21 protein-coding genes are annotated in these 25,239 nt (G+C 64.8%); 16 read left to right on the top strand and 5 right to left on the bottom strand.

Translation table 11 applies throughout. From position 1 onward, the window contains the following. Positions 1–145 precede the first annotated feature (145 nt). The 12 genes from ACTG4K_RS12360 to ACTG4K_RS12305 all read left to right on the top strand — a co-directional run bounded on the left by ACTG4K_RS12360 (position 146) and on the right by ACTG4K_RS12305 (position 14,897). The gene (locus ACTG4K_RS12360) at positions 146–1,441 is read left to right on the top strand and encodes a nitrate- and nitrite sensing domain-containing protein (RefSeq protein ID WP_439114512.1); all 1,296 of its coding nucleotides are present in this window, start codon (positions 146–148) and stop codon (positions 1,439–1,441) included. 374 nt (positions 1,442–1,815) lie between these two features. After that, positions 1,816–3,093: a CmpA/NrtA family ABC transporter substrate-binding protein gene (locus tag ACTG4K_RS12355; RefSeq protein WP_439114511.1), complete on the top strand. Its 1,278-nt coding sequence runs from the start codon at positions 1,816–1,818 to the stop codon at positions 3,091–3,093. Positions 3,094–3,226: 133 nt separating this feature from the next. Continuing rightward, positions 3,227–4,147, top strand: coding sequence for a nitrate ABC transporter permease (gene ntrB / locus ACTG4K_RS12350; RefSeq protein WP_439114510.1), 921 nt, complete (start codon positions 3,227–3,229; stop codon positions 4,145–4,147). 103 nt (positions 4,148–4,250) lie between these two features. Then, complete coding sequence (locus tag ACTG4K_RS12345) at positions 4,251–5,063, top strand: ABC transporter ATP-binding protein (protein WP_439114509.1); 813 nt, start codon at positions 4,251–4,253, stop codon at positions 5,061–5,063. 1 nt (position 5,064) lies between these two features. Then, entirely contained in the window at positions 5,065–7,575 is a 2,511-nt protein-coding gene (gene nirB, locus ACTG4K_RS12340; protein WP_439114508.1) for a nitrite reductase large subunit NirB, read from the top strand. Continuing rightward, positions 7,572–7,961, top strand: coding sequence for a nitrite reductase small subunit NirD (gene nirD, locus ACTG4K_RS12335; RefSeq protein ID WP_439114507.1), 390 nt, complete (start codon positions 7,572–7,574; stop codon positions 7,959–7,961). The genes nirB and nirD overlap by 4 nt, the downstream gene beginning before the upstream one ends. A gap of 3 nt (positions 7,962–7,964) precedes the next feature. Further along, positions 7,965–10,871, top strand: a complete 2,907-nt coding sequence (locus ACTG4K_RS12330; RefSeq protein ID WP_439114506.1) for a nitrate reductase — start codon at positions 7,965–7,967, stop codon at positions 10,869–10,871. Between the two features lie 36 nt (positions 10,872–10,907). Next, positions 10,908–11,864 carry a DNA-binding protein YbiB gene (gene ybiB / locus ACTG4K_RS12325; RefSeq protein WP_439114505.1) on the top strand — a complete coding sequence of 319 codons (957 nt, stop codon included), beginning with the start codon at positions 10,908–10,910 and terminating at the stop codon, positions 11,862–11,864. 2 nt (positions 11,865–11,866) lie between these two features. Continuing rightward, positions 11,867–12,688 (top strand): uroporphyrinogen-III C-methyltransferase, encoded by an 822-nt coding sequence (gene cobA / locus ACTG4K_RS12320; protein WP_439114643.1) that lies wholly within the window; start codon positions 11,867–11,869, stop codon positions 12,686–12,688. Positions 12,689–12,735: 47 nt separating this feature from the next. Beyond that, on the top strand, positions 12,736–13,953 hold the full coding sequence (locus ACTG4K_RS12315) for an NAD(P)/FAD-dependent oxidoreductase (RefSeq protein WP_439114504.1): 1,218 nt from the start codon (positions 12,736–12,738) through the stop codon (positions 13,951–13,953). Positions 13,954–14,103: 150 nt separating this feature from the next. After that, positions 14,104–14,316 (top strand): 30S ribosomal protein S21, encoded by a 213-nt coding sequence (gene rpsU, locus ACTG4K_RS12310; protein WP_011484193.1) that lies wholly within the window; start codon positions 14,104–14,106, stop codon positions 14,314–14,316. A gap of 119 nt (positions 14,317–14,435) precedes the next feature. Next, positions 14,436–14,897 (top strand): GatB/YqeY domain-containing protein, encoded by a 462-nt coding sequence (locus ACTG4K_RS12305; protein ID WP_439114503.1) that lies wholly within the window; start codon positions 14,436–14,438, stop codon positions 14,895–14,897. Positions 14,898–14,912: 15 nt separating this feature from the next. On the opposite strand, the gene ACTG4K_RS12300 is transcribed toward ACTG4K_RS12305, so the two are convergent. Beyond that, positions 14,913–15,797 carry a DMT family transporter gene (locus ACTG4K_RS12300; protein WP_439114502.1) on the bottom strand — a complete coding sequence of 295 codons (885 nt, stop codon included), beginning with the start codon at positions 15,795–15,797 and terminating at the stop codon, positions 14,913–14,915. 22 nt (positions 15,798–15,819) lie between these two features. Further along, positions 15,820–17,286, bottom strand: coding sequence for a metalloprotease PmbA (gene pmbA / locus ACTG4K_RS12295; RefSeq protein ID WP_439114501.1), 1,467 nt, complete (start codon positions 17,284–17,286; stop codon positions 15,820–15,822). Between the two features lie 110 nt (positions 17,287–17,396). Here pmbA and yjgA point away from each other — a divergent pair, with 110 nt between their 5' ends. From yjgA to ACTG4K_RS12280, 3 genes are read left to right on the top strand one after another with little or no spacing between them, the layout of a single operon-like run. Next, complete coding sequence (yjgA, locus tag ACTG4K_RS12290) at positions 17,397–18,056, top strand: ribosome biogenesis factor YjgA (RefSeq protein WP_439114500.1); 660 nt, start codon at positions 17,397–17,399, stop codon at positions 18,054–18,056. Further along, positions 18,053–18,652 carry a molybdopterin adenylyltransferase gene (gene mog / locus ACTG4K_RS12285; RefSeq protein WP_439114499.1) on the top strand — a complete coding sequence of 200 codons (600 nt, stop codon included), beginning with the start codon at positions 18,053–18,055 and terminating at the stop codon, positions 18,650–18,652. The genes yjgA and mog overlap by 4 nt, the downstream gene beginning before the upstream one ends. A 20-nt stretch (positions 18,653–18,672) precedes the next feature. Further along, complete coding sequence (locus tag ACTG4K_RS12280; protein WP_439114498.1) at positions 18,673–19,149, top strand: FKBP-type peptidyl-prolyl cis-trans isomerase; 477 nt, start codon at positions 18,673–18,675, stop codon at positions 19,147–19,149. Between the two features lie 32 nt (positions 19,150–19,181). Here the strand turns inward: ACTG4K_RS12280 and cysE are convergent, their stop codons facing one another. Further along, the gene (cysE, locus tag ACTG4K_RS12275) at positions 19,182–19,955 is read right to left on the bottom strand and encodes a serine O-acetyltransferase (protein WP_439114497.1); all 774 of its coding nucleotides are present in this window, start codon (positions 19,953–19,955) and stop codon (positions 19,182–19,184) included. Positions 19,956–19,964: 9 nt separating this feature from the next. After that, a complete protein-coding gene (locus ACTG4K_RS12270; RefSeq protein ID WP_439114496.1) occupies positions 19,965–20,726 on the bottom strand; it encodes an RNA methyltransferase in 762 nt (253 codons plus the stop codon). 233 nt (positions 20,727–20,959) lie between these two features. Between ACTG4K_RS12270 and ACTG4K_RS12265 the strand changes: the two genes are divergently transcribed. Then, the gene (locus tag ACTG4K_RS12265; protein WP_439114495.1) at positions 20,960–21,913 is read left to right on the top strand and encodes an inositol monophosphatase family protein; all 954 of its coding nucleotides are present in this window, start codon (positions 20,960–20,962) and stop codon (positions 21,911–21,913) included. A 28-nt stretch (positions 21,914–21,941) separates the two neighbouring features. Here the strand turns inward: ACTG4K_RS12265 and ACTG4K_RS12260 are convergent, their stop codons facing one another. Continuing rightward, the gene (locus tag ACTG4K_RS12260) at positions 21,942–25,220 is read right to left on the bottom strand and encodes a PAS domain-containing protein (protein ID WP_439114494.1); all 3,279 of its coding nucleotides are present in this window, start codon (positions 25,218–25,220) and stop codon (positions 21,942–21,944) included. Between the last annotated feature and the right edge of the window lie 19 nt (positions 25,221–25,239).

Here is a 25,239-nt window from a genome sequence, read left to right as displayed (position 1 = left end):
CGGGGGAGCACCTTCAGGCGCCCTGCGGCATTTGGGTACCGCCCTTCATCCCGCCAGATCGGGGGTCGCGGGCCGCACACGCATGCGGTCGAACCTTGGGCGGCATGTTTGTTGCTCACCGATTGGGAAACAACCCATTCACTGAATGAAATCTGGTTTGAATTTTCTGGTTGCAGCCAAACGCTGCGAAATCGCCGAGCTGCAGGCGCTGGCACTCGCGAGCGCGCTGGTGAACGTGACGGGGCGCTTGGTGCACGGCCTGCAGCGCGAGCGCGGGCTGTCCAACCTTTACCTGAGCTCAAACGGCGCCCGTTTTGCACCCGAGCGCGAGGCGCAAACCAGCGAATGCCTGCGCATTGAAGGCGAACTGCGCGCGTGCTTTGACAGCCTTGACACCGAATCGGTCATGGTCGGGAACGGTGCCAGGCTGTTCAGCCGCATCGCCTATGTGCTGCACGGGCTGGACGCCCTGCCGGACCTGCGAGCACAGATTGAAGGCCAGGTATGGTCGGCGCGCAAAGTCACCGAAGCGTATGTGCGGCTGATTGCCGGGCTGCTGGCGGTGGTGTTTGAAGCCGTCGACAGCGCGACCGACCCCGAAATTTCGCGCCTGCTGGTGGCCCGCTTCAACTTCATGCAAGGCAAGGAATTTGCCGGACAAGAGCGCGCCGCTGGTTCGGCCCTGTACGCCAGCGGCCGGGCTGACGCCAGCGAGCAGCAGCGCCTGCTGCACCTGATCGACTCGCAAGAGCGCTGTTTGCAGGTGTTCGCCGAATTTTCCAGCGCCACGCTGGCCGCTCTCTGGAGCCAGAACCAGCCCAGCGCCACGCTGGCCGAGCTGGAACGCATGCGCCGCGTGCTGTGCACGGCCACCCAGGGCTCAGCCCTGGATGCGAACCAGAGCCCGGTGTGGTTCGCGTGCTGCAGCCAGCGCATGGACCGCATGAAGGACGTTGAAGACCAGTTGGCGCAGGAGCTGCTGCGCGTGTGCGAAAACAAGATCGCTGCGGCCCACCAAGACCTGCAGACCTTCACCGCCCTGAGCGCCACCGCCACTTGCGAGGCCGATTCGCTCACGTTCTTCAAAGACGCGCCACCGCCCGGCGGCGCCATGGCCCTGGCCAGCAACGCGGTGCCCCCCGGCCTCACGCCGCCCCAAGGCTATGGGCTGCACCTGGAACGCTCGATTCTGGAGCTGGTGCAGGAACAAGCCCGGCGCCTGCAAAGCATGGGCGACGAACTCGACACCGTGCGCGCCAGCCTGAACGAACGCAAGCTGGTGGAACGCGCCAAGGGCCTGCTGATGGCGCACCGCCAGCTGAGCGAGGAAGAGGCCCACAAAACCATGCGGCAGATGGCCATGAACCAGAACCGCCGCCTGATTGAAGTGGCCGAAGCCGTGCTGGCCATGGCCGACGTGTTGCCGGACCGCCGCCGCTGACACGGCGCAAGCCCCGATGGATGCTGCAGTGCACAAAGAACGTGCCTGCCGTGCACCACGCACCAAAAAGAGGCTCATCTGTTGGCGAAAAAACCCGGATGGAGCACGGCGAAACGGCTTGAGATGTGCGCTGCCTGCTGCATTTTTTTCAATGAAATCAAGACTGAACAACATGATCCCGGTGGAAACCCGTAGCCTGGCATGGTCCCTGCTTTGAAGCAATACAAAGGCGTCTGTGCCAATGGCGGCACAAACCCCTGAAGTCTCCCCAGACACTGGACAACGGCGTCCATCACCCACTCGCTCACTGCGGGTCACGTGATGGGCGCCGTTTTGTTTTGGCCACCGTTTTTTTCATCAGCAAGGAGTTGGACATGAGCGCACACACCACCACCCCGACCTCAGACAGCGCAACCGGCAAGACCGACGCCGCTTCGCGCCGCGACTTCATCAAAAAGGGGGCTGCCACCGCCACCTTCTTCTCCACCCTGGGCCACAGCGGCGTCTGGGCCGCCGGCTCCGATGCGCCAGAGAAAACCGAGGTCAAGATCGGCTTCATCCCGTTGACCGACTGCGCCAGCGTGGTGATGGCCTCGGTGCTGGGCTTCGACAAAAAGTACGGCGTGAAGATCGTCCCCAGCAAGGAAGCCAGCTGGGCCGGTGTGCGCGACAAGCTCGTGAACGGCGAACTCGACTTTGCCCACGTGCTCTACGGCCTGATCTACGGCGTGCACATGGGCACGGCCGGCCCCAAGAAAGACATGGCCGTGCTCATGAGCCTGAACAACAACGGTCAGGCCATTACGCTGTCCAAAGCGCTGGCCGACAAGGGCGCGGTGGATGGCCCGTCGCTGGCCAAGTTCATGGCCGCCAACAAGCGCGACTACACCTTCGCCGGCACCTTCCCCACCGGCACCCACGCCATGTGGATGCACTACTGGCTGGCCGCGGCAGGCATCAACCCGCTGTCGGGCGCGCGCCTGATCACGGTGCCGCCGCCGCAGATGGTGGCCAACATGCGCATCGGCAACATGGACGGCTTCTGCGTCGGCGAACCCTGGAACCACCGCGCCATCATGGACGGCGTGGGCGTGACCGCCAACACCACGCAGGACATCTGGCGCGACCATCCCGAAAAGGTGCTGGGCACCACGGCCGAGTTCACCAAGAAGTACCCCAACACCACGCGCGCCGTGATGATGGCCGTGCTCGAAGCCAGCCGCTGGATCGACGCCGGTCTGCAGAACAAGATGAAGATGGCCGAGACCGTGGCGCAGAAGTCCTACATCAACACCGGTGTGGACGCGATCAACCAGCGCATCCTGGGCCGCTACCAGAACGGCATGGGCAAGACCTGGGACGACCCGAACCACATGAAGTTCTTCAACGACGGCAAGGTCAACTTCCCCTACCTGTCCGACGGCATGTGGTTCCTCACGCAACACAAGCGCTGGGGCCTGATCAAGAGCCACCCCGACTACCTCGGTATTGCCAAACAGATCAACCAGATCGATCTCTACAAATCGGTGGCCAGCGCCATGGGCATCAGTGTGCCGAAAGACCCGATGCGCAGCAGCAAGCTGATGGACGGCATCGTCTGGGACGGCAAGGACCCCGCTCGCTACGCCGATGGCTTCGCTATTAAAGCTTGACGCCCCCCGCGCCGCGCTTCGCGCGTCACCCCCCACTGGGGGGCAACGCTGGCGGCCCGGCAAAGCCGGTCCCGCGGCGTTCTGGGATTGAAGACACCGCCCTCGTCGCTCTGCACTGAAAGGACCCATGACCATGGTTTCCGCTGTTTTTCACTCACCGCTGGAGGCCTCGGTATCGCCCGCCGCCAGCCCCACGTCTTCGCCCATTGCCAAAGCCATGACCGCACCCGTTGCGCCCGCTGCCGCTCCTTCACCGAAAAGGCCGGCTCGCGACTTTCGTGATTTCTGGCTGGCGGTGTTGCCGCCCGTGATGGGGCTGGCCTTGCTGGTGCTCGTGTGGCAGCTCATCGCCACCACCACCGGCAGCGGCATTCCCAAGCCCGCCGAAACCTGGGCGCAGGCGGTGCAGGTGTTCTCCGATCCGTTTTACAGCAATGGCCCCAACGACCAGGGTGTGGGCTGGAACGTGCTGGCTTCTTTGCAACGGGTGGGTATCGGCTTTGGTCTGGCAGCGTTGGTGGGCATTCCAGCCGGCTTCGCCATCGGCCGCTTCGAGTTCCTCAGCCGCATGTTCAACCCGCTCATCAGCTTGCTGCGCCCGGTGTCACCCCTGGCCTGGCTGCCCATCGGCCTGCTGGTGTTCAAGGGCGCCGACCCGGCAGCCGTGTGGACCATCTTCATCTGCTCGATCTGGCCCATGATCATCAACACCGCCGTGGGCGTGCAGCGCGTGCCGCAGGACTACATGAACGTGGCCCGCGTGCTCAACCTGAGCGAATGGAAAATCTTCACCAAGATCCTGTTCCCCGCCGTGCTGCCCTACCTGCTGACCGGCGTGCGCCTGGCCGTGGGCACCGCCTGGCTGGTGATCGTCGCGGCCGAGATGCTGACCGGCGGCGTGGGCATCGGCTTCTGGGTCTGGGACGAGTGGAACAACCTCAACGTGTCCAGCATCATCATCGCGATTTTCGTCATCGGCATCGTCGGCCTGCTGCTCGAATTCGCGCTCATCAAAGTGGCCACCCTGTTCACGTTTGAGGAAGTGAAAAGCTGAAACACCCCTGCGCCGCGCCAACGGCGCGTCACCCCCTCAAGGGGGCGCCACCAGCCGCCCGGCAAAGCCGGTTCTGCGGTGGCCCCCGACCCAGGAGCACACCATGAACACCAGCCAGACCTCCAAGTACATCGACATCCAGAACGTCGAACAGACCTTCAAAACCAAGAAGGGCAACTTCCCCGCCCTGCGTGACATCAACCTCACCGTGGCCAAGGGCGAGTTCATCACACTCATCGGTCACTCGGGTTGCGGCAAGTCGACCCTGCTCAACCTGATCGCCGGGCTCACCATGCCCACCAGCGGCGTGCTGTTGTGCGCCGATCGCGAAATTGCCGGCCCGGGTCCCGAGCGTGCGGTGGTGTTTCAAAACCACTCGTTGCTGCCCTGGCTCACGTGTTTTGAAAACGTGTACCTGGCGGTTGAACGCGTATTCGCCGCCACCGAAAGCAAGGCTCAGCTGAAAGCCCGCACCGACGCGGCACTTGCCCTGGTGGGGCTGACGCCCGCCGCACAGAAACGCCCCGGCGAAATTTCCGGCGGCATGAAGCAGCGCGTGGGCATTGCCCGCGCCCTTTCCATGGAACCCAAGGTGCTGCTGATGGACGAACCCTTTGGCGCGCTCGACGCGCTCACCCGCGCCAAGCTGCAAGACGAGCTGCTGGAGATCGTGGCGCGCACCCGCAGCACGGTGGTGATGGTGACGCACGACGTGGACGAGTCGGTGCTGCTGAGCGACAAGATTGTGATGATGACCAACGGCCCGGCAGCCACCATTGGCGAGGTGCTGAGCGTGGACCTGCCGCGCCCGCGCAACCGCGTCGCCCTGGCCGACGACCCGCAGTACCAGCAATGCCGCAAGGCCGTGATCGACTTCTTGTACACGCGCCAAGCCCATGTGGAAAAGGTGGCCTGACATGGACATGCGAGTCAACCCCAAAGCGAAAATGAAGCTGGTGATGGTCGGCAACGGCATGGCCGGTGTGCGCACGATTGAGGAGCTGCTGAAAATCGCGCCCGACCTGTACGACATTACCGTGTTTGGTGCCGAGCCACACCCCAACTACAACCGCATCCTGCTCAGCCCGGTGCTGGCCGGTGAGCAGACGCTGGACGAGATCGTGCTGAACGATTGGAGTTGGTACACCGACCACGGCATCACGCTGCAGGCGGGCTTCACGGTGACCGAGGTGAACCGCGTGAAGCGCCTGGTCACCGGCGTGAACGGCGAGGGCCAGACCGTGACCGCCGAATACGACCGCCTGATCATGGCCACCGGCTCCAACCCGTTCATGCTGCCCATCCCTGGCAAGGACTTGGCCGGCGTGCTGGCCTACCGCGACATCGCCGACACGCAGGCCATGATCGACGCGGCTGCCACCTACAAACACGCGGTCGTGATCGGCGGTGGCCTGCTGGGCCTGGAAGCCGCCAACGGCCTGATGAAGCGCGGCATGAGCGTGAGCGTGGTGCATGTGTCGCCCTGGCTGATGGAACGACAGCTGGACGACGTGGCGGGCAAGATGCTGCAGGCCTCGCTGGAAGAGCGCGGCATGAAGTTCCTCATCGGCGCGCAGACGCAGGAGCTGGTGGGCGGTGAGGATGGTCGCGTCAAGTCCGTGAAATTCAAAGACGGCACCGAAGTGGCCGCCGACCTGGTGGTGATGGCGGTGGGTATTCGCCCCAACACGGCGCTGGCCGAAACCATGCGGCTGCATGTGAACAAGGGCATTGTGGTCAGCGACACGTTGCAAACCGTGACCGACCCGCGCATTTACGCGGTGGGCGAATGCGCGGCGCACCGCGGCATTGCGTACGGTTTGGTGGCACCGCTGTTTGAGCAGGGCAAGGTGCTGGCCACGCACCTGGCCGAGTTCGGCATTGGCCGCTACACCGGCTCGCTCACGTCGACCAAGTTGAAGGTCACCGGCATCGACCTGTTTTCTGCCGGCAACTTCATGGGCGGGGACAACACGGAAGAGATCGTGATGAGCGACCCCGCCAGCGGGGTCTACAAAAAGCTGGTGATTCAAGACGACAAACTGGTGGGCGCCTGCCTGTACGGCGACACAGTGGACGGCAGCTGGTACTTCAAGCTGCTGCGCGAGGGCCGCACAGTGAACGACATCCGCGACAAGCTGATGTTTGGCGAAAGCAACATTGGCGACGCCGGCCACCAGGGCCACAACAAGGCTGCGGCCATGCAAGACAGCGACGAGGTCTGTGGCTGCAACGGCGTGACCAAGGGTGCGGTCTGCAAGGCCATCAAAGACAAGGGCTTGTTCACGCTAGAAGAGGTGCGCAAGAACACCAAGGCCAGCGCGTCGTGCGGTTCGTGCACCGGCCTGGTCGAGCAGATTCTGATGTTCACCGCCGGCGGTGACTACTCGGCCACACCCAAGCTCAAGGCCATGTGCGGCTGCACCGAACACGGCCACGAAGCGGTGCGCGAAGCCATTCGCACGCCCCAGGCCGATGGCAGCAAGCTGTTGACCACGGACGCGGTGTTTGCGCACCTGGGCTGGAAGACGCCCAACGGCTGCGCGACCTGCCGCCCGGCCGTCAACTACTACCTGATCAGCACCTGGCCCAAGGAAGCGAAAGACGACCCGCAGAGCCGCTACATCAACGAGCGCTCGCACGCCAACATCCAGAAAGACGGCACCTACAGCGTGATCCCGCGCATGTGGGGCGGCGAGACCACGGCCGACGAACTGCGCCGCATTGCCGACGCGGTAGACAAGTACAACATCCCGACCGTGAAGGTGACCGGTGGCCAGCGTATCGATTTGCTGGGCGTGAAAAAAGAAGACCTGCAGGCGGTGTGGAAAGACATTGGCATGCCCAGCGGCCACGCCTACGCCAAGGCACTGCGCACCGTGAAGACCTGCGTGGGCAGCGAGTGGTGCCGCATGGGCACCCAAGACAGCACCCAGATGGGCAAAGACCTGGAAAAAGCCATGTGGCGCATGTACGCGCCACACAAAGTGAAGTTTGCGGTGAGCGGCTGCCCGCGCAACTGCGCCGAGTCGGGCATCAAGGACGTGGGCATCATCGGCGTGGACAGCGGCTGGGAGATGTACGTGGGCGGCAACGGCGGCATCAAGACCGAGGTGGCGCATTTTTTCGTCAAACTCAAGACCGCCGAAGAGGTGATGGAGTACACCGGCGCCTTCATGGAGCTGTACCGCACCGAGGGTTGGTACCTGGAGCGCACGGTGCACTACATCAACCGCGTGGGTCTGGACTATGTGAAGCGGCGCATTCTGGACGACGCCGAAGGCCGCAAGGCGCTGTGGGAACGCCTGCAGTTTGCGCTGGACGGCGAGCCCGACCCGTGGTTTGACTTCAAGGAAGCGGCCGTGGACACGCGCCAGTTCATCCCCATCCAAGCCATCACCCCCAGCACCGAAGGGAGCGCTGCATGAGCCACAACAACTGGACATCCATCTGCCGCGTTGAAGACATTCCCGTGCTCGGTTCACGCCGGGTCACGCGCTCACAAGGCCTGGACGTAGCCGTCTTCCGAAACGACCAGGAGGAGGTGTTTGCCCTGCTCGACCGCTGCCCGCACAAGGGCGGCCCGCTGTCGCAAGGCATTGTGTTTGGCACCAGCGTGGCCTGCCCGCTGCACAACTGGACCATCGGGCTGTGCACCGGTCAGGCTGCCGCGCCCGATGAGGGCTGCACACCCAAGTTCCGTGTGAAGGTGGAGAACGGCGAGGTGTTTCTGGACGCCAGTGAACTCGCCACGCAGGCGACCGACCTGACGCGCCCCATCGCTGGCCCTGCACGCCGCTCTATTGCTGCCTGAACCATGACCGATACACGCTCGACCTGTCCGTACTGCGGCGTTGGCTGCGGCGTGATCATCTCGTCCAAGGCGGGCCAGATCACGGGCGTGCGCGGCGACCCGCTGCACCCGGCCAATTTTGGCAAGCTCTGCACCAAGGGCACCACGCTGCACCTCACGGCCACGCCTTCCGTGACGCGCCAAACCCGGCTGTTGCAGCCGCTGCAGCGTCTGGCGCGCGGCACAACACCCACACCACTGGGCTGGGACGCAGCGCTGGATTTGGCCACCGAACGCTTCGCAAAGACCATCGCCCAGCACGGCCCCGATGCGGTGGGTTTCTACATCAGTGGCCAGCTGTTGACCGAGGACTACTACGTCTTCAACAAGCTGGCCAAAGGACTGATCGGCACCAACAACGTGGACACCAACTCGCGCCTGTGCATGAGCAGCGCGGTGGCGGGTTACAAGCTCACACTGGGTGCCGACGCACCGCCGGCCTGCTATGACGATGTGAACCACGCGCAGTGCCTGTTCATCGTGGGCAGCAATGCGGCCTTTGCCCACCCGGTGCTGTTTCGCCGCATCGAAGAGGCCAAGAAAAAGAACCCTGCCATGAAGGTGATCGTGGCCGACCCGCGCCGCACCGACACCGCTGGCTTGGCCGACCTGTTTTTGCCTTTGCAGCCCGGCAGCGATGTGATGCTGTTCCACGGACTGCTGCACACCATGCTGTGGGAAGGCTGGGTCAAGCCCGACTTTATTGCGGCCCACACCACCGGGTTTGACGCGCTGAAGGCGCTGGTGCGCGACTGCACACCCGAGCGCGTGGCCGATGTCTGCGGCTTGAAAAAGGAAGACCTGTACACCGCCGCGCAGTGGTTTGCCACCTCACCGGCCACGCTCAGCCTCTACTGCCAGGGCCTGAACCAGAGCAGCAGCGGCACCGCGAAAAACGCCACCCTGATCAACCTGCACCTGGCGACCGGGCAGATCGGCAAGCCCGGCGCCGGCCCCTTCAGCCTGACCGGCCAGCCCAACGCCATGGGTGGGCGCGAGGTCGGCGGCCTGGCCAACTTGCTGAGCGCCCACCGCGACATGAACAATCCCGCGCACCGCGCCGAGGTGGCGGCGCTGTGGGGCGTGCCAGATGTACCGAGCAAGCCGGGCAAGACCGCGGTCGAGATGTTCCAGGCCGCCGCCGACGGCGAGATCAAGGCGCTCTGGATCGCCTGCACCAACCCGGCGCAAAGCATGCCCGACCAGGCCACCGTGCGCCGCGCGCTGGAGCGCGCCGAGTTTGTGGTGGTGCAAGAGGCCTATGCCACCGCGTCCACCTGCGACTGGGCCGACCTGCTGCTGCCCGCCACCACCTGGGGCGAAAAAGACGGCACGGTGACCAACAGCGAACGCCGCATCAGCCGCGTGCGCGCCGCCATGGAGGCACCCGGCGAAGCTCGGCACGACTGGCAGATCGTGGTGGACTTCGCGCAGCGGCTGGAGAAAGCCATCGGCGTCAGGGGAGCAAATGGGGTCGGATCCGAATTCAGGACAACAACCCCCGACACCAAGAACAATGCTGGTCGAAATTCGGCTCCGACCCCATTTGCGCTACAGCAGGAGACCGAAACACCAGCCAACACCCTCTTCCCCTACCAAACCCCAGAACACATCTGGAACGAACACCGCGAGTCCACCCGCGGCCGCGACCTCGACATCACCGGCCTGAGCTACGCCATGCTGGAGCAGCAAGGCCCACAGCAATGGCCGCTGCGCGAAGGCGAAGCGGCGGGAAAAACCCGGCTCTACGAAGATGGCGTGTTTCCCACCACCGACGGCAAAGCCCGCTTCGCCGCCCTGGCCTGGCAGCCGCTGGCCGAACCCCGCGAGTCGCGCTACCCGTTTTCGCTCACCACCGGGCGCCTGCGCGACCAGTGGCACGGCATGACACGCACCGGCACCCTGGGCCGCCTGTTTGGCCATGTGGCTGAGCCGGTGGTGCAACTGCACCCGCAAGACATGGCCCGGCGCGGCCTCACGGCGGGCGACCTGGTGCACCTGACCAGCAAGCGCGGCTCCATTCTGGTGCCGGTGCAGGCCAGCAAAGAGCTGGGTTTGTCGCAAGCCTTCATGGCCATGCACTGGGGCGCGGAATACCTCAGCGGTGTCAGCAGCACCGGCGAGCCCTTGGCGGGGGTCAACGCACTCACCACTTCGGCCTACTGCCCCACGTCCAAACAGCCCGAGCTCAAACACGCGGCGGTGAAAGTGCTCAAAGCCGAACTGCCCTGGACGCTGCTGGGCATGGCCTGGCTGCCGGAAGCACAAGCGCTCAGCGCCCGCGAAAGCCTGCGCGTGCTGATGGCGGAGTTTCCCTTTGCATCGTGTGTGCCGTTTGGGCGCGACCGCACCGGTGTGCTGTTTCGGGCCGCCGCCCACGAAGCCCCGGAGGCGGCACTCATTGAACGCATTGAAGCCCTGCTGGGCCTGAACACGCCCGACGCGCTGCGCTATGCCGACCGCCGGCTCGGCCAGCGCCGCACCGCCCGGCTGGTGAAACAGGGTGAGTCGAGCAGCCTGGAAGGTTTTGTGCTGGCTGGCGACACCCGGGCCGAGGTGTGGATCAAACCGCTGCTGGAAGACGAGCGCCCCGCTGGCGCCTATGGCCGCCTGATTCTGATGCCCGGTGCCCAGGCGCCCATCGCCGTCACAGCCAAAAGCCGCCAGGTGTGTACCTGTTTCAACGTCAACGAAGACGCCATTCACGACGAGCTGCAGCGCTGCCAAGGCACCGAAGAAGAGCGCCTGAACAGCCTGCAGGGCAGCCTGCAATGCGGCACCAACTGCGGCTCGTGCCTGCCTGAGCTGCGGCGCCTGGTGCAGGCGCAACCCGCCGTGGTGCAACCGCACCCAGCCGCAATCGCCATATAACCCGAAGTCATCAGGCTTCCCCGACAATCGCGCCTCATGGGAATCAGCCAGTACATCAAAGTCATCGGGCGCGGCAAAGACGGCGCGCGTTCGCTCACGCGCGAGCAGGCTGCCGACCTGTTTGGCCAGTTGCTCGACGGCTCGGTGACCGACCTGGAAGTGGGCGGCTTTTGCCTCGCCATGCGCATCAAAGGCGAGACCGCCGAAGAGATGGCCGGCTTTCTGGACGCTACGCACCAGCGGCTGCACCGCCTGCCCGACAACGGCCTCACCACCGTGGTGCTGCCGAGCTACAACGGTGCGCGCAAGTTGCCGGTGCTCACGCCGCTGCTGGCCTTGTTGCTGGCGCGCCAGGGCGTACCCGTGTTGGTGCACGGCACGGCTACCGAAGACCGCCACGCCACCAGCGAAGCTGTGTTGGCCGCGCTCGGCACCGCGGCGGCCCACAACGTGCAGCCGCTCGCGGCGGGCGCTCTGGCGGTCGTGCCCACCGAGGTGCTGCTACCCGGTCTCAAGCGCCTGCTGGACGTGCGCCGAGCTGTCGGCCTGCGCAACCCGGCCCACAGCCTGGTCAAGCTCATGAACCCCTGCGAAGGGGCGGCACTGATCGTGGGCAGCTACACCCACCCCGAATACGCGGTGTCGATGGCCGAGACTTTTGCGCTGACAGGTGCACACGCGCTGCTGCTGCGCGGCACCGAAGGCGAGCCGGTGGCCGACGCCCGCCGTACGCCGCAAATGGAAGCCTTCCGCGACGGCCAGCGGCACCTGCTGCAAGCCACACAAGACGGCCCGCTGGCCAGCCTGCCCGAGTTGCCACGCGAAGTGGACGCCGCCAGCACCGCCGCCTATATCCGCTCGGTGCTCCATGGTGAGCGCCCGGTGCCTGCGCCCATTGCGCTGCAGGTGGAACACATCTTGCGTGAAGTGCGTCGACAGCCCACAACACAGACCAACGAGACAACCGCCGTTCCAGCGGTCAGCCCACCATGAACATGCCCGCCACCGTCCATCAGACCACCACCCAGTTCCACCCCGGTACCGTCACCCTGGTGGGCGCCGGCCCGGGCGACCCGGAGCTGCTCACCATCAAGGCCGCCCGCGCTATTCAATCGGCCACCGTGCTGATGGTGGACGACCTGGTCAGCGACGCCGTGCTGGAACACGCATCGCCCAAGGCCCGCATCGTGCACGTGGGCAAGCGCGGCGGCTGCAAGAGCACGCCGCAGGCCTTCATTGAAAAGCTCATGATCATGGCCGCGCGCGAAGGCGAGGTGGTGGTCCGCCTGAAAGGCGGTGATCCCTTCATCTTCGGCCGTGGTGGCGAAGAGGTGGAGCACCTGCGCGCTGCCGGCATCGAGGTGCAGGTGCTCAACGGCATCACCGCCGGCTTGGCCGGGCTCACGTCGTTGGGCGCCCCGCTCACGCACCGCGACCACGCACACGGCGTGGTGTTCATTACCGGCCACGCCAAGCCGGGTGACACCGGCACCGACTGGCAGCAGCTCGCCGCCACCGCGCGCGACGCCAAGCTCACGCTTGTCATCTACATGGGCGTGTCCAGCGCCACGCAAATCCAGGCCGACCTGCTCACCGGCCTGCCCGCCAGCACGCCGCTGGCCATCATCCAGCACGCCAGCCTGCCGCAGCAGCGCCATGCCATCACCACGCTGGGCGCACTGCGCACCACCATCGAACGCGAGCAACTGGGCAGCCCGGCCGTGATTGTGGTGGGTGACGTGGTCAGCGGCGTGGCCGCCATGGGCCAGCCACTGAACAATGCCCACACGCTCGAAGCGCGCTACCGCGCGGCCTGAAATCACGCTGAACCGCTGCCGCAGGCGGCCCGCATACACTGCGGCCCATGGAAAATTTTGACGTTGTGATCGTGGGCGCCGGCGCAGCCGGGCTGTTTTGTGCGGGTGTGGCGGGCCAGCGGGGTTTGAAGGTGCTGGTGCTCGACCACAGCGACAAGGTGGCCGAAAAAATCCGCATCTCGGGCGGTGGTCGGGCCAACTTCACCAACCGCGACCTCGACCCCCACGCGCCCCACAAGCACTTCATCGGCCAGAACCCCAACTTTTGCCGCTCTGCGCTCTCGCGCTACACACCAGCAGACTTTGTGGCGCTCATGGAGCGCCACCAGGTGCCATTCCATGAAAAGCACAAAGGCCAGCTGTTTTGCGACCGCTCGGCCGACGACCTGATCCAGATGCTGCTGCGCGAGTGCGAAGCCGGCAGCGTGCAGCGCTGGCAGCCCTGCGGCGTGAAAGCGCTGCGCGTAGCGGGCGACGGCAGCTACCAGATCGACACCGAGCGCGGCACCGTGACCAGCCGGGCCGTGGTCATCTCCACCGGCGGTCTGTCCATTCCCAAGATAGGCGCCACCGATTTCGGCTATCGCATAGCGAAGCAGTTTGGCCTGCGTCTGGTCGACACGCGCCCCGGCCTGGTGCCCCTCACCTTTGACGCCGAAGCCTGGGCGCCCTATGCCCAGCTGTCTGGGCTGTCACTGCCGGTGCGCATCGAAACCGGCGACAAGAAGAACCGCATGACCTTCGCCGAAGACCTGCTGCTCACACACCGCGGCCTGTCGGGCCCCGCGGTGTTGCAGATTTCCAGCTACTGGCGCGACGGCACACCGATTCGCCTGAACCTGGCCCCCGATACCGACTTGCCAGCCGCTCTGGCGCGGGCCAAGGCCACCTCACGCAAACTGATTGCCAACGAATTGGCCACCTTGGTGCCCAGCCGCCTGGCCGACGCCTGGGTAGCGCAAGACGCCGACTGGCAGCGCCCGGTGTGCGATGCCACCGACAAAGCCCTGGCTCGGCTGGCAGAGCGCCTCTCGCGCTGGGAACTCACACCCACCGGCACCGAAGGCTACAAAAAAGCCGAAGTCACGCTCGGCGGGGTCGACACGCGCGACCTGTCTTCCCAAACCATGGAGTCGAAGCAGCCCGGGCTGTATTTCATTGGTGAAGTGATGGACGTCACCGGCTGGCTGGGCGGCTACAACTTCCAGTGGGCCTGGGCGAGCGCACACGCCTGCGGGCTTGCACTCCTCAAAAGCCAGTATTGAGCGCTTGCGGGATCGCGTTATAATCTGCGGCTTTGCTGGCAAACCCCCGTCGGCCCATACTAGTTAACAGTCGGGGAACTTTGCAGAAATGACGGCTGGGCCCGATCTCCCGGTCATCCTCTTTTTGCGCATTCTGGAATTTTTTCTTCAATGACGACTATCCGCGTAAAAGACAACGAACCCTTTGACGTCGCTCTGCGCCGCTTCAAACGCACCATCGAAAAACTCGGCCTGCTGACCGATCTGCGCGCCCGCGAGTTTTACGAGAAGCCCACCGCCGAGCGCAAGCGCAAGAAGGCTGCGGCCGTCAAGCGCAACTACAAGCGCATTCGCGCCATGCAGTTGCCTAAAAAGCTGTACTGATACGGCTGTGCTGCCCGGGGCAACCCGACGGCCACCCGAAAAGCCCGCCAGAGGACGCTCGTGCGGGCTTTTTTGTTCTCCATCGTTTTTCTTCTTTCACTGCACACCGGAGCACCGCCATGAGCCTCAAAGAACGTATCACCGAAGACATGAAAGCCGCCATGCGCGCCAAAGACAGCGAGCGCCTGGGCACCATCCGGCTGCTGACGGCGGCCATGAAGCAAAAGGAAGTGGACGAGCGCGTGGAACTGGACGATGCGCTGGTGATCGCCATCGTGGACAAGCTGATCAAGCAACGCAAAGACAGCATTGAGGCCTTTACCAAGGCCGACCGCATGGACCTGGCCGACAAGGAGACCGCCGAAATGAAGGTGCTGCAGGCCTACCTGCCTGCACGCCTGTCGGCCGACGAGGTGCTGACCGAGGTGAAAGCCATCGTGGCGGCGCTGAGCACCGAGCTGGGCCGCCCGGCAGGACCCGGCGACATGGGCAAGGTGATGGGTGCTGTCAAGGCCCAGTTGGCCGGCAAGGCCGACATGGGCGCCGTATCGGCGGCCGTGAAAACGGCACTGGCGGGCTGAAGCCCGTTTATTTTCTCAGCGCAAGATCAACGCGGTGCCCAGCACCGCCAGCCCCGCGCCCCACCAGGCGCCCATGGCTGGGCGGCGGCGGTAGGCCAGCCACAGCAACGGCAAAATCAAAACAGGTGTGACCGAGGACAGCACGGCCACCAGACCGGCTTGCCCCAGGTGCATGGCTTTCAAAATGAGGGTCATGCCCAGCGCCATGGCCACGGCTGCACTCAAGAAGGTCAGCCCCGCGTCGCTCCAGCGCACCGAAGCCTGCGCGCGGGCACCGCGCCACAGCAACATCAGCACGCCATGGGCCGCCAGCGCCAGCGTCATGCGCACGGCCGATGCCGCCACCGCGTCAATGCCGGTGGTCATGAGCGGCTTGAGCATGAGGGTGGCTACCGACTGGCACAGCGCCGCCAGCAGCCCCAGGCCCACGCCCACCACCAGGCGGCCCCGCGTTTGCTCCCAGTGGTGCGCCTCGTCGCTGCGTTTGCCCCACACAATGGCCAACATCACGCCGGCCACCAGCAACACACTGCCCAGCAGCGCCCAGCCCCAGAGCACCTCCCCCAGCCAGACCCAGGCCAGCACGCCCGAAAACAGCGCGTGGCAGGCAAACAACACGCCCGAGCGCCGCGGTCCCAGCCGGTTCATGCAGGCAAACAGCGCGGTGTCGCCAATGAAGATACCGATCAGGCCCGACAGTGCCAACCACCCCAGCGCCGAGGCATCCAGCGTGCGCCAGCCACCGCTGGACGCCGCCAGCACCCACAACAGCAGCGAAGCAAACAGCATGCGCCAGCGGCTGAACGCAAATGCGCCCAGGCGTTGCGCAGGCGGCGCAGAAAACAAACTGGAAACAGCCCAACAGGCCGCCGCCAGCAGGGCCAGCGCCTCGGGTCGCATGGTTCAGAATCGCTGTGCGCGCTCAGCTACCGGCAATTTTCATGCGGTTGATGAGGATGGAGCCCACGGTTTTTGAACCGTAGTTGTAGGCGTCTGCACCCACTGCCTCGATCCCTTTGAACATGTCCTTGAGGTTGCCTGCGATGGTGATTTCATGCACTGGATAGGCGATTTCACCGTTTTCCACCCAGTAACCTGACGCGCCGCGCGAGTAGTCGCCGGTCACGTAGTTCACACCCTGCCCCATCAGCTCGGTGACCAACAGGCCCCGGCCCAGCTTCTGGATCATGGCCTTCAGGTCGTCGCCGGGTTGCGTGAGGCGGCTGGTGAGGGTGAGGTTGTGCGAGCCCCCCGCATTGCCGGTGGTGCGCATGCCCAGCTTGCGCGCCGAATAGGTGGACAAAAAGTAGCCCTGCACGCGCCCGCCGACCAGCACCTTGCGCGCCTGCGTGCGCACGCCTTCGTCGTCAAACGGCGAGCTGCCTTTGCCGTTGATGATGTGCGGGTCTTCGAGAATGTCGAGGTGCTTGGACAGCACGCGCTTGCCCAGGCTGTCGCCCAGAAACGTAGTCTTGCGGTACAGCGCCCCGCCGCTGGTGGCCTGCACATAGGCGCCCAACAGGCCAGCGGCCAGTGGCGATTCAAACAACACCGGGCACTCGGTGGTGGCGATCTTGCGGCCGTTCAAGCGGGCCAGCGTGCGTTCGGCGGCGTAGCGGCCAATGGCTTGCGGGCTGGCCAGCTCTTCGGGCGAGCGCATGGAGCTGTACCAGAAGTCGCGCTGCATGTTGGCACCCTTGCCGGCAATGGGCGCCACCGACAGGCTGTGGCGCGAGCTGGCGTAGCCGCCACTGAAAATGCCAGGCACGCCGCGTTCGCCACCGCGCATGTGGGCGCTGAAAAAATGCGACTGCTGGGCCGACACGCCTGCGCCTTCGCTGTTGTTGATCTTTTTGCTGGTGGCAAAGGCCGCCGCTTCGCAAGCCAGTGCAATCTGTGCCGCCTCCTCTGAACCGATGGCCCAGGGGTGAAACAGGTCCAGATCGGGGTAGGTGTCGGCCACATCGGCGGCGTCGGGCAGGCCGGCCACTGGGTCTTCAGCGGTGAAGCGCGCAATGTCAAACGCCGCCTGCACCGTCTGGCGAATGGCGTCAGGCGAAAAGTCGGACGTGGACGCATTGCCCCGCTTCTGGCCCAGGTACACCGTCACACCCAGCGACTTGTCGCGGTTGCGCTCCACATTTTCCAGCTCACCCTTGCGCACCGACACGCTCAGCCCCGCGCCCTCGGACACTTCGGCCGCCGCATCGGCAGCGCCGAGTTGCTTGGCGTGCGACAGTGCCAGGTCCACCAGCTCTTCAAACTGGCTGCGGGCGTACTGAAAGCCGGCCAACGGCGCACGCGCACTGGAAGGCGCTGCGGCTGGGCTGAATGCGGTTGTGGGAGGGGTCGCGCGAACGCGTGGCGGGGTGTTCGATGCTTTTTTCATGTCGACGGATATGATACTTGCCGCCCCTACCGGCTGCTGCGCGCCGCGCAGAAGCCTCATTCAGCTGAGGTCAGCGCCCTCGGCCTGACCCACCAAGCACCCAGGAATTCATGTCCCGCAAACCCACCAAAGGCTATTTCGTCCGTGGCCAGTTCGTCGCCATCGGCAGCGAATTGGACCTTGAGCTCAAGCGCGAGCTCAAGGGCTCGGTCGACATGAGCAAGACCGACCTGAAAAAATACAGCGACCGCTTGCAGGAATTGGGCGAAAGCCTGCTGACCCTGCGCGCCGACCTGATGAAGCGGCTGGACCTGTCGGAAAAGCTGGTGGACGCGGTGGCCGAGGCCAAACGCATCACCAACTTTGAAGGACGGCGCCGCCAGATGCAGTTCATTGGCAAGCTCATGCGCGGCCTGCCCGAAGACACCATTGCCGCCGTCGAGGCTGCACTGGACGAGCAAAACAAAGGCTCGGCCAAAGGCACGCTGTCGCTGCACCAGGCCGAACAGTGGCGCGACCAGCTCATTGCCGACGACGATGCGTTGACGCGCTGGCTGCAGTTGGACACCGAGGCCGATGTGCAGCAACTCCGCGCCCTGATTCGCCAAGCGCGCAAAGACGCCCAGGCCACCCAGACGCAAGAGCAGCCCGGTGAAGCGGTTCGCCACGGCAAGGCTTACCGCGAAATTTTCCAGCTGGTCAAAGCGGTGCTGACCCGGCAGAACGCCGATGACGCAAACGACGACACCTCCGAAGAAGAACAGCCATGAACCCGTCTCTGCAACCCGACCCGGTACGCATCGGCATTGTGTCCATCAGCGACCGCGCCAGCACCGGCGTGTACGAAGACAAAGGCCTGCCCGCGCTGCAAGACTGGCTGACCCGCGCCCTGAAAAACCCGATCACCTTCGAGCCGCGCCTGATCCCTGACGAAGTGGCCAACATCAGCGCCACGTTGATTGAGCTGGTGGACGCGGGCTGCTCGCTGGTGCTCACCACCGGCGGCACTGGCCCCGCGCTGCGCGACGTGACGCCCGAAGCCACGCTGGCTGTGGCCCACAAGGAAATGCCCGGCTTTGGCGAGCAAATGCGCCAGATCAGCCTGGCCTTCGTGCCCACGGCCATCCTGTCGCGCCAGGTGGCGGTGATTCGGGGCAACAGCCTCATCATCAACCTGCCTGGCCAGCCCAAGGCCATTGCCGAAACGCTTGAAGGCCTTAAAAACGCCGACGGTACACCAAAGATCAACGGCATTTTTGCCGCTGTGCCGTACTGCATCGACCTGATTGGCGGCCCGTACCTGGAAACGAACGACGAGGTCTGCAAAGGCTTTCGCCCCAAATCGGCCATGCGACCGGCCCGCTGAACACCGAACCGAGACACCCCATGAAAATCACCAAAGACACCGTGGTCACCATCACCTTTCGCGCCACCGACGCCCGGGGCAAGTTGCTGGAAGACGGCAAGGAGCCACGCGCCTACCTGCACGGCGGCTACAACAACACGCTGCCCGGCATTGAAAAAGCACTCGAAGGACAGGAAAAAGGCTTTGCAGCCACCTTGGAACTGCAGCCGCAAGACGCCTTTGGCGTACGCGATGAAAGCCTGGCCACCAGCATTCCAAAAAGCGAATTTCCACCCGGCGTGAAGGTGGGTGGCCAACTGCAAGGCGTGGACGACCAGGGCCGCGAACAAGTGTTCACCGTGATGAAAATCAAGGGCGACACCGTACTGCTGGACGGAAACCACCCGCTCGCCGGGCAGACGCTGCGCTTTGCGCTGAAGGTGGTGGATGTGCAACCCGCCAGCGCCGAAGAGGTGTCGCATGGCCACGCGCACGGAGCCCACGGCCACCACCATTGACCCCTGACGCCGCAAGCGGCGCGAGGTTGGTTTTACTTCCCCACCAGCTGGTTCAGCTTCTCCGCCTCAAAGCACTCGCTGCGCGCCGCATCTGAAGGCACACAGTCGCCTTTCTGCTGCTGTGAAAGTGTCTCGATCGCCTGCCACAGCAGCGCAATCTGGTGCTCTTGTCCGGCTGCGCTGTCGATCAAGCCGCGCATGGCTTGTGAGAGTGGGTCGTCTTCCTGCGTGATGCCGTATGCCTGGAATTTGGGCTTGGCGTCCTCAATCACATCGGCGCTCTCACCGGCCTTGCTCTGGATGATGCGCGCTGGAATGCCCACCGCCGTGGCGCCTGGGGGCACGGGCTTGATGACCACCGCGTTGCTGCCAATCTTCGCGCCGTCGCCCACCTCAAAGCCACCCAACACCTTGGCGCCCGCGCTCACCACCACGTTTTTGCCCAGCGTGGGGTGGCGCTTGGTACCTTTGTAAAGCGAAGTGCCGCCCAGCGTGACGCCTTGGTAAATGGTGCAGCCGTCGCCAATTTCGGCGGTTTCGCCCACCACCACACCCATGGCGTGGTCGAAAAACACCCGCTCGCCCACCTTGGCGCCAGGGTGAATTTCTATGCCGGTGAGCCAGCGCGCCAAGTGCGAAATGAACCGCCCTGGCCACTTCAGGCCATGCGTCCAGCACCAGTGCGCCGGGCGGTGCAACCAAACAGCATGCAGCCCGGGGTAGCAGGTGATGACTTCCCAGGTGCTGCGGGCGGCGGGGTCGCGTTCAAGAACGCACTGAATGTCGGAACGGATGCGAGAGAACATGCGGTCAGTCTAGCGCTTTGCCTTTTCGGCCATTTGCAGCATGGCCTTGGCCACGCCGCGAAGAATGTGGATTTCTTCGTCGGTGGGTGCGGCGCGGTTGAACAGCTGGTTCAGCCGTGGCATGAGCTTCTTGGGTGCTGCGGGGTCCAGAAAATCGACCGCCACCAAAGCCTGTTCCAGGTGGGTGAGCATGCCGGCCAGCGCATGGGCATCGGCCAGGGGCCGCGCGGGTGCAGCGGGTGGCAAGGCAAAGCCGCCCAGCGCCTGTCGCCAGTCGTAGGCAATCAACTGCACCGCAGCAGCCAGATTGAGCGAACCGAAGTTCGGGTCGGTCGGGATGCTCAGGCACGCGTGACAGCGGTACACATCTTCGTTGCGCATGCCAAAGCGCTCGGAACCAAACAAAAAGGCCACCCCGCCCGGCAGGGTCACCGGCGCGGCGTCTGGCGTTGTCGAAGCCTGGCCCAGCAAACTGGCGAAATGCGCGCGCGGCGTGCGGGTGGGCGGACCAAAATCGCGCGGCGTCATGGCGGTGGCGCACAGGTGATCCATGCCGTCCAGCGCTTCGTCCAGCGTGTCCACGATGCGGGCTTTCGCCAGCACATCGTTGGCGCCGCTGGCGCGCTGAATGGTTTCTTCGCGCCGCAACACATTGGCCCAGCGCGGTGCCACCAGCACCAGGTCGTCAAAGCCCATGACTTTCATGGCGCGGGCCACGCCGCCGACGTTGCCGGCGTGGCTGGTTTGAATCAGAACAAAACGCGATTGCATAAAAAATTCCCCCCGCACCGCTTCGTGTCTCCCCCCAAGGGGGGCCACACCAGCAGCCTGGCAAAGCCCGTTCGGCGGTGTGTGCTGGGCGCGTTGGCTCTCGCCGGGGTGTGTGTTGTGGTGAACCGGTAAAATCCCAATATTGTCGCCGCCCCACATCGCCTGGGGCCCAGCCAAACCGCTCTTCCACTTTCACGCGAACCGCACTGCGGCCTCGCCAAGGTTTACAACGTATGTCGTCCACACTCCACCCCATGCTCAACGTGGCCATCAAGGCCGCCCGTACCGCCGGTACCATCATCAACCGCGCCGCGCTGGACGTGGAGTCGGTCCGTGTCTCTGCCAAGCAGACCAACGACTTCGTGACCGAAGTGGATCACGCGGCCGAGGCCGCAATCATCGACACCCTGCTGACCGCTTACCCCGACCACGCCATATGGGCCGAAGAGTCGGGCCAGCGCCCCGGCAAGCACGCCGGTGCAGACCACGTCTGGATCATCGACCCGCTGGACGGCACCACCAACTTCATCCACGGCTTCCCGGTGTACTGCGTGAGCATCGCGCTCATGGTGGGCAACAAGCTGGAACAGGCGGTCATTTACGACCCGAGCCGCAACGATCTGTTTTGCGCCACCAAAGGCCGCGGTGCCTACATGAACGACCGGCGCATCCGCGTGGCCAAGCGCATCGCCATGCGCGACTGCCTGCTGTCCACCGGCTTTCCGTTCCGCCCGGGTGACGCTTTTCAGACCTATATGCAAATGTTGGGCGACGTGATGCCCAAGTGCGCCGGCGTGCGCCGCCCGGGTTCGGCCGCGCTCGACCTGGCCTACGTGGCAGCCGGTTTCACCGACGGTTTCTTTGAAATGGGTCTGTCGCCCTGGGATGTGGCTGCTGGCGCGCTGCTGGTGACCGAGGCCGGTGGCCTGGTGGGCAACTTCACCGGCGAGTCCAACTTCCTGGAGCAAAAGGAATGCATGGCCGCCAACCCCAAGATTTACGGCCAGTTGGTGGGCATCACGTCCAAATACAGCAAATTCGCCAGCGCTGGCGACAAAGCGGCGCTGCGCCAAACGCTGGGCAAGCACGCCGCCGAATCCGATGCAGCGCCCTCCGCGGACGCAGCCACCGACGTATCGCCAGCCGTGGCTGATGCGCCAGCCAAAGACGACTCCGCGCCTTTTTAACGCGCCGAGGTTTGTTCGCTGCTCAAGCTCACGACCCGCCGCCCAACTGAGGCAGGGTCCACCAGAAGGTCGCGCCGGCACCAGGCGCTGACTCGGCCCAGATGCGACCCCCGTGGCGCTCGACAATGCGCGCCACAATCGCCAGCCCCACACCGGTACCGGGCACATCGCTGCCCACATGCAGCCGCTGAAACAGGCCAAACAGCTTGCCCGCCCGGGCCATGTCAAAGCCCATGCCGTTGTCGCGCAAGAAATAAGCCCGCTTCTCGGCATCAAAACCAAGCACCAGCAAGGGCTGTGCTTGCCCGCGCGAGTATTTCAGCGCGTTGTCCATCAGGTTGATCAGCACCTGGCGCAGCAGGGTGGCGTCGCCCAAGGCTTGCGGCAGAGGTTGCACGTCAATGCGGGCCTGCTCGGCGCTGGTGCCCAGCGCCTCCACCGCCGCCTGGGCCAGCGCATGCATGTTCACGGGCACCGCGTCCAGCTCCACCCGCACCACGCGCAGCAGTTCCAGCATGTCGGTGATCATCTGCCCCATGTTGCGCGACGAGCGGGCAATGCGCTGAAACATCTCGCGCCCGCCAGGGCTCAGGCCCGCGCCCTCGTCTTCGGCAATCAGGGCCGCAAAGCCGTTGACCGAGCGCAGCGGTGCCCGCAGATCGTGGGCGATGGAATACGAAATAGCCTCCATGTCTTTCATGGACCGCTCCAGCTCGGCCGTGCGCTCGGCCACGCGGCCCTCCAGCGTGGCGTTGAGGGCGCGCACCTGTTCTTGCGCGGCCACGCGCTCGCTGATGTCCAGGTGGGTGCCCGACATGAACAACACCCGCCCCTGGGCGTCGCGCTGGTGCACCCGGCCGCGGTCGTTGATCCAGACCCAGTGGCCTGCCCGGTGGCGCATGCGCACGTCGCATTCGTAGTAATCGAGCTGGCCGTCCCAGTGGCGCCGCAGTATCCGCTCGGCACGCTCCAGGTCTTGCGGGTGCACCATCTGGCGCCAGGTTTGAAAGGTGGTGGGCATCAACTCGTGGACGGTGTAGCCCAGCATTTCGGCCCAGCGCGCATTGATCACCATCTCGCCGGTCGCCACATTGGTCTCCCAGATGCCGGGGCGGGTGGCCTCCAGCACCCAGGCCAGCCGCTGGCGCTCGTCGCGCAGCGCCTCCTGGGTTTCCAGGTAAGAGGTGACGTCAGCATAGGTGCGCACCATACCCCCACCAGGCAACACGCGGGTCATGACTTCCAGCATCCGGCCATCGGGCGTGCGCCGCACGTAGGCGTCGGGCGGCATCACATCGGGCTCCATGCCCACATACCGGTGCAGCGAAGCGCTTAGCAAAGACCCGTTGTCCCCAAAGTCGCCTCGCTCCTTCTGGAAACGCACCACATCTTCGTGCTTCGGGCGTTCGGCCATCAGCGCCGGTGGCAGCTTCAGCAGCTCCAGCATGCGCTGGTTGTAAAAGGCATATCGCCCCTCGGCGTCCACCATGGCCAGGCCCTGGTTGATGCTGTCAAAAGTGACCTGCAAGGCGGCGCTTTTTTCGGCCAACAGTGCGCTGGTGGCCTCCAGCTGGCTGCGGGTGCGCTTGCGGTCGGCGTGCGCGCGCCAGGCCATGACCAGCTGGCGCACGGTGCCCAGCAAGGGTTGCAGAAAATCAATATCGGCTGCGGTGTAGCCACCGGGCTGGTTGGCCAGGCCCACCATGCCCACCAGCTGTCCGCCACTGACGATGGGCACCCCCAAAAATGCCGACATGGCCGGGTGCCCCGTCGGCAAGCCGCCAGCCCGCGCATCGCCGCCCGGGGCGTTCGAAATCAACGGCTCAGCGGTGGCCAGCACACGCCCAAACAGCGTTTGCAGGTTGTGGAATTCCATTCCGCCGTCTCGCTGCTGGGCGTAGAGGCGGCGCGTGGCTTCGTCCCAGGCAATGTTGGTGATGGCATGGGTTTTCAGGTAAGGCTGCCCTTGCACGTTGTGCAGCACCTCGCCCACAAACCCGTATTCGCTGCCCGTCACCGACAGCAAGGCGTCCAGCAAGCCCTCAAACGCGTGCCGTTTGTCGTCGGCTTCAATAAAGGCGGCCTGCGCGGTGCGCACCACTTCCAGCATGCGCTGCTGGCGGTCGTAAGCCTGTGCGGCCTCGCGGGCTTCGGTCACATCGCTGGTGAAACCGTGCCACAGAATGGCGCCGTCGGCCTCCCGCATGGGTACCGCTTCCACACTGTAGTAGCGCAGCCCCTTCACTGGCAGCTGCACGCGGTACACCTGCCGCCAAGGCAACAGCCGCTGGGCAGATTGCTGCAGCGCCGACAGCACACCCGGCAAATCGTCGGGGTGCACGCGGGCAAACAGCAGGCGGGCGTCGCGGCGCAGGGCCTCGGGCTCCAGCTCCAGCATGTCGCGCGCGGCCTCGTTCACATAGGCAATGGTGCTGCGCCCGCCGGGCTGGAGCCGCGCCTGGTAGATCATGCCGGGCACGCGCGCGGCAATGTTGTGAATGAACTGCAGCTGCCCATCCAGGGCCTGGGCGGCTTCGCGCTCGGCGGTGATGTCCTGCACCACGCCAAAGTCGGTTTGCGGGTTGCCGGCCACCGCCGTGCGGCTGATGCGGGTGCGAAACCAGCGCTGCTGGCCGTCCGGTCGTTGCCAGCGAAAAACCACCTCCCGGCCGTCGCAAGCTTCCCGCGCAGCCAGCCAGGCGGCTTTGTCATCGGGGTGAATACCGCTGCGCCCCTCCACACGTTTGATCATCTCCCGGGGGTCCAGGCCCACAATTGCGTACAGGCCAGCAGACCACACCACGTCCAGCTCGCTGGTTGCGTTGGTCCAATGCCCCACCCGGGCCACTTTTTCCATCACTTCATGCAGTTCAACACGTTGCTGCAGCGCCAAATTGGCGTCGCGCAGCGCGTTGTCGCTCTGCAGGCGCGCGCGCTCGGCGGCGATTTCGCTCGATGCCTCGGTCAGGTACACCAGCAGCAACGGCTCGGGCGAGACCTGCAGCACCTTGCTGTGCAGGCGCACCTGGTGCGCCACACCTTGGCACAGCCACAAAGTCTGATGCTGGTCGGCCTCGATGGCGTGCACATAGGCTTGCCGGGCTGCCTCGTTGGGCCAATGTCCCAGCTCTACTGTGGTGCGGCCCAGGGCAGCTTCCTGGGTGAGACCTGTCAGCGCCAGCCAGGCGCCGTTCACGGCGACCAGACAGCCGTCGCGCAACCGGCTAAGGCTGGCCGGCACAGGCGCGTCCATGAACATGGACTCAAAAGGCAATACAGAAACACCACCGGGATCGGCGGGAATCATTGAAGTATTCGGTTCAAGA

The sequence above is a fragment of the Hydrogenophaga sp. genome (genome assembly GCF_965657535.1).
Lineage (GTDB): Bacteria > Pseudomonadota > Gammaproteobacteria > Burkholderiales > Burkholderiaceae_C > Hydrogenophaga.
The sequence above is the reverse complement of the archived record's forward strand: the minus strand, read 5'-3'. Positions and strand labels throughout refer to the sequence as shown.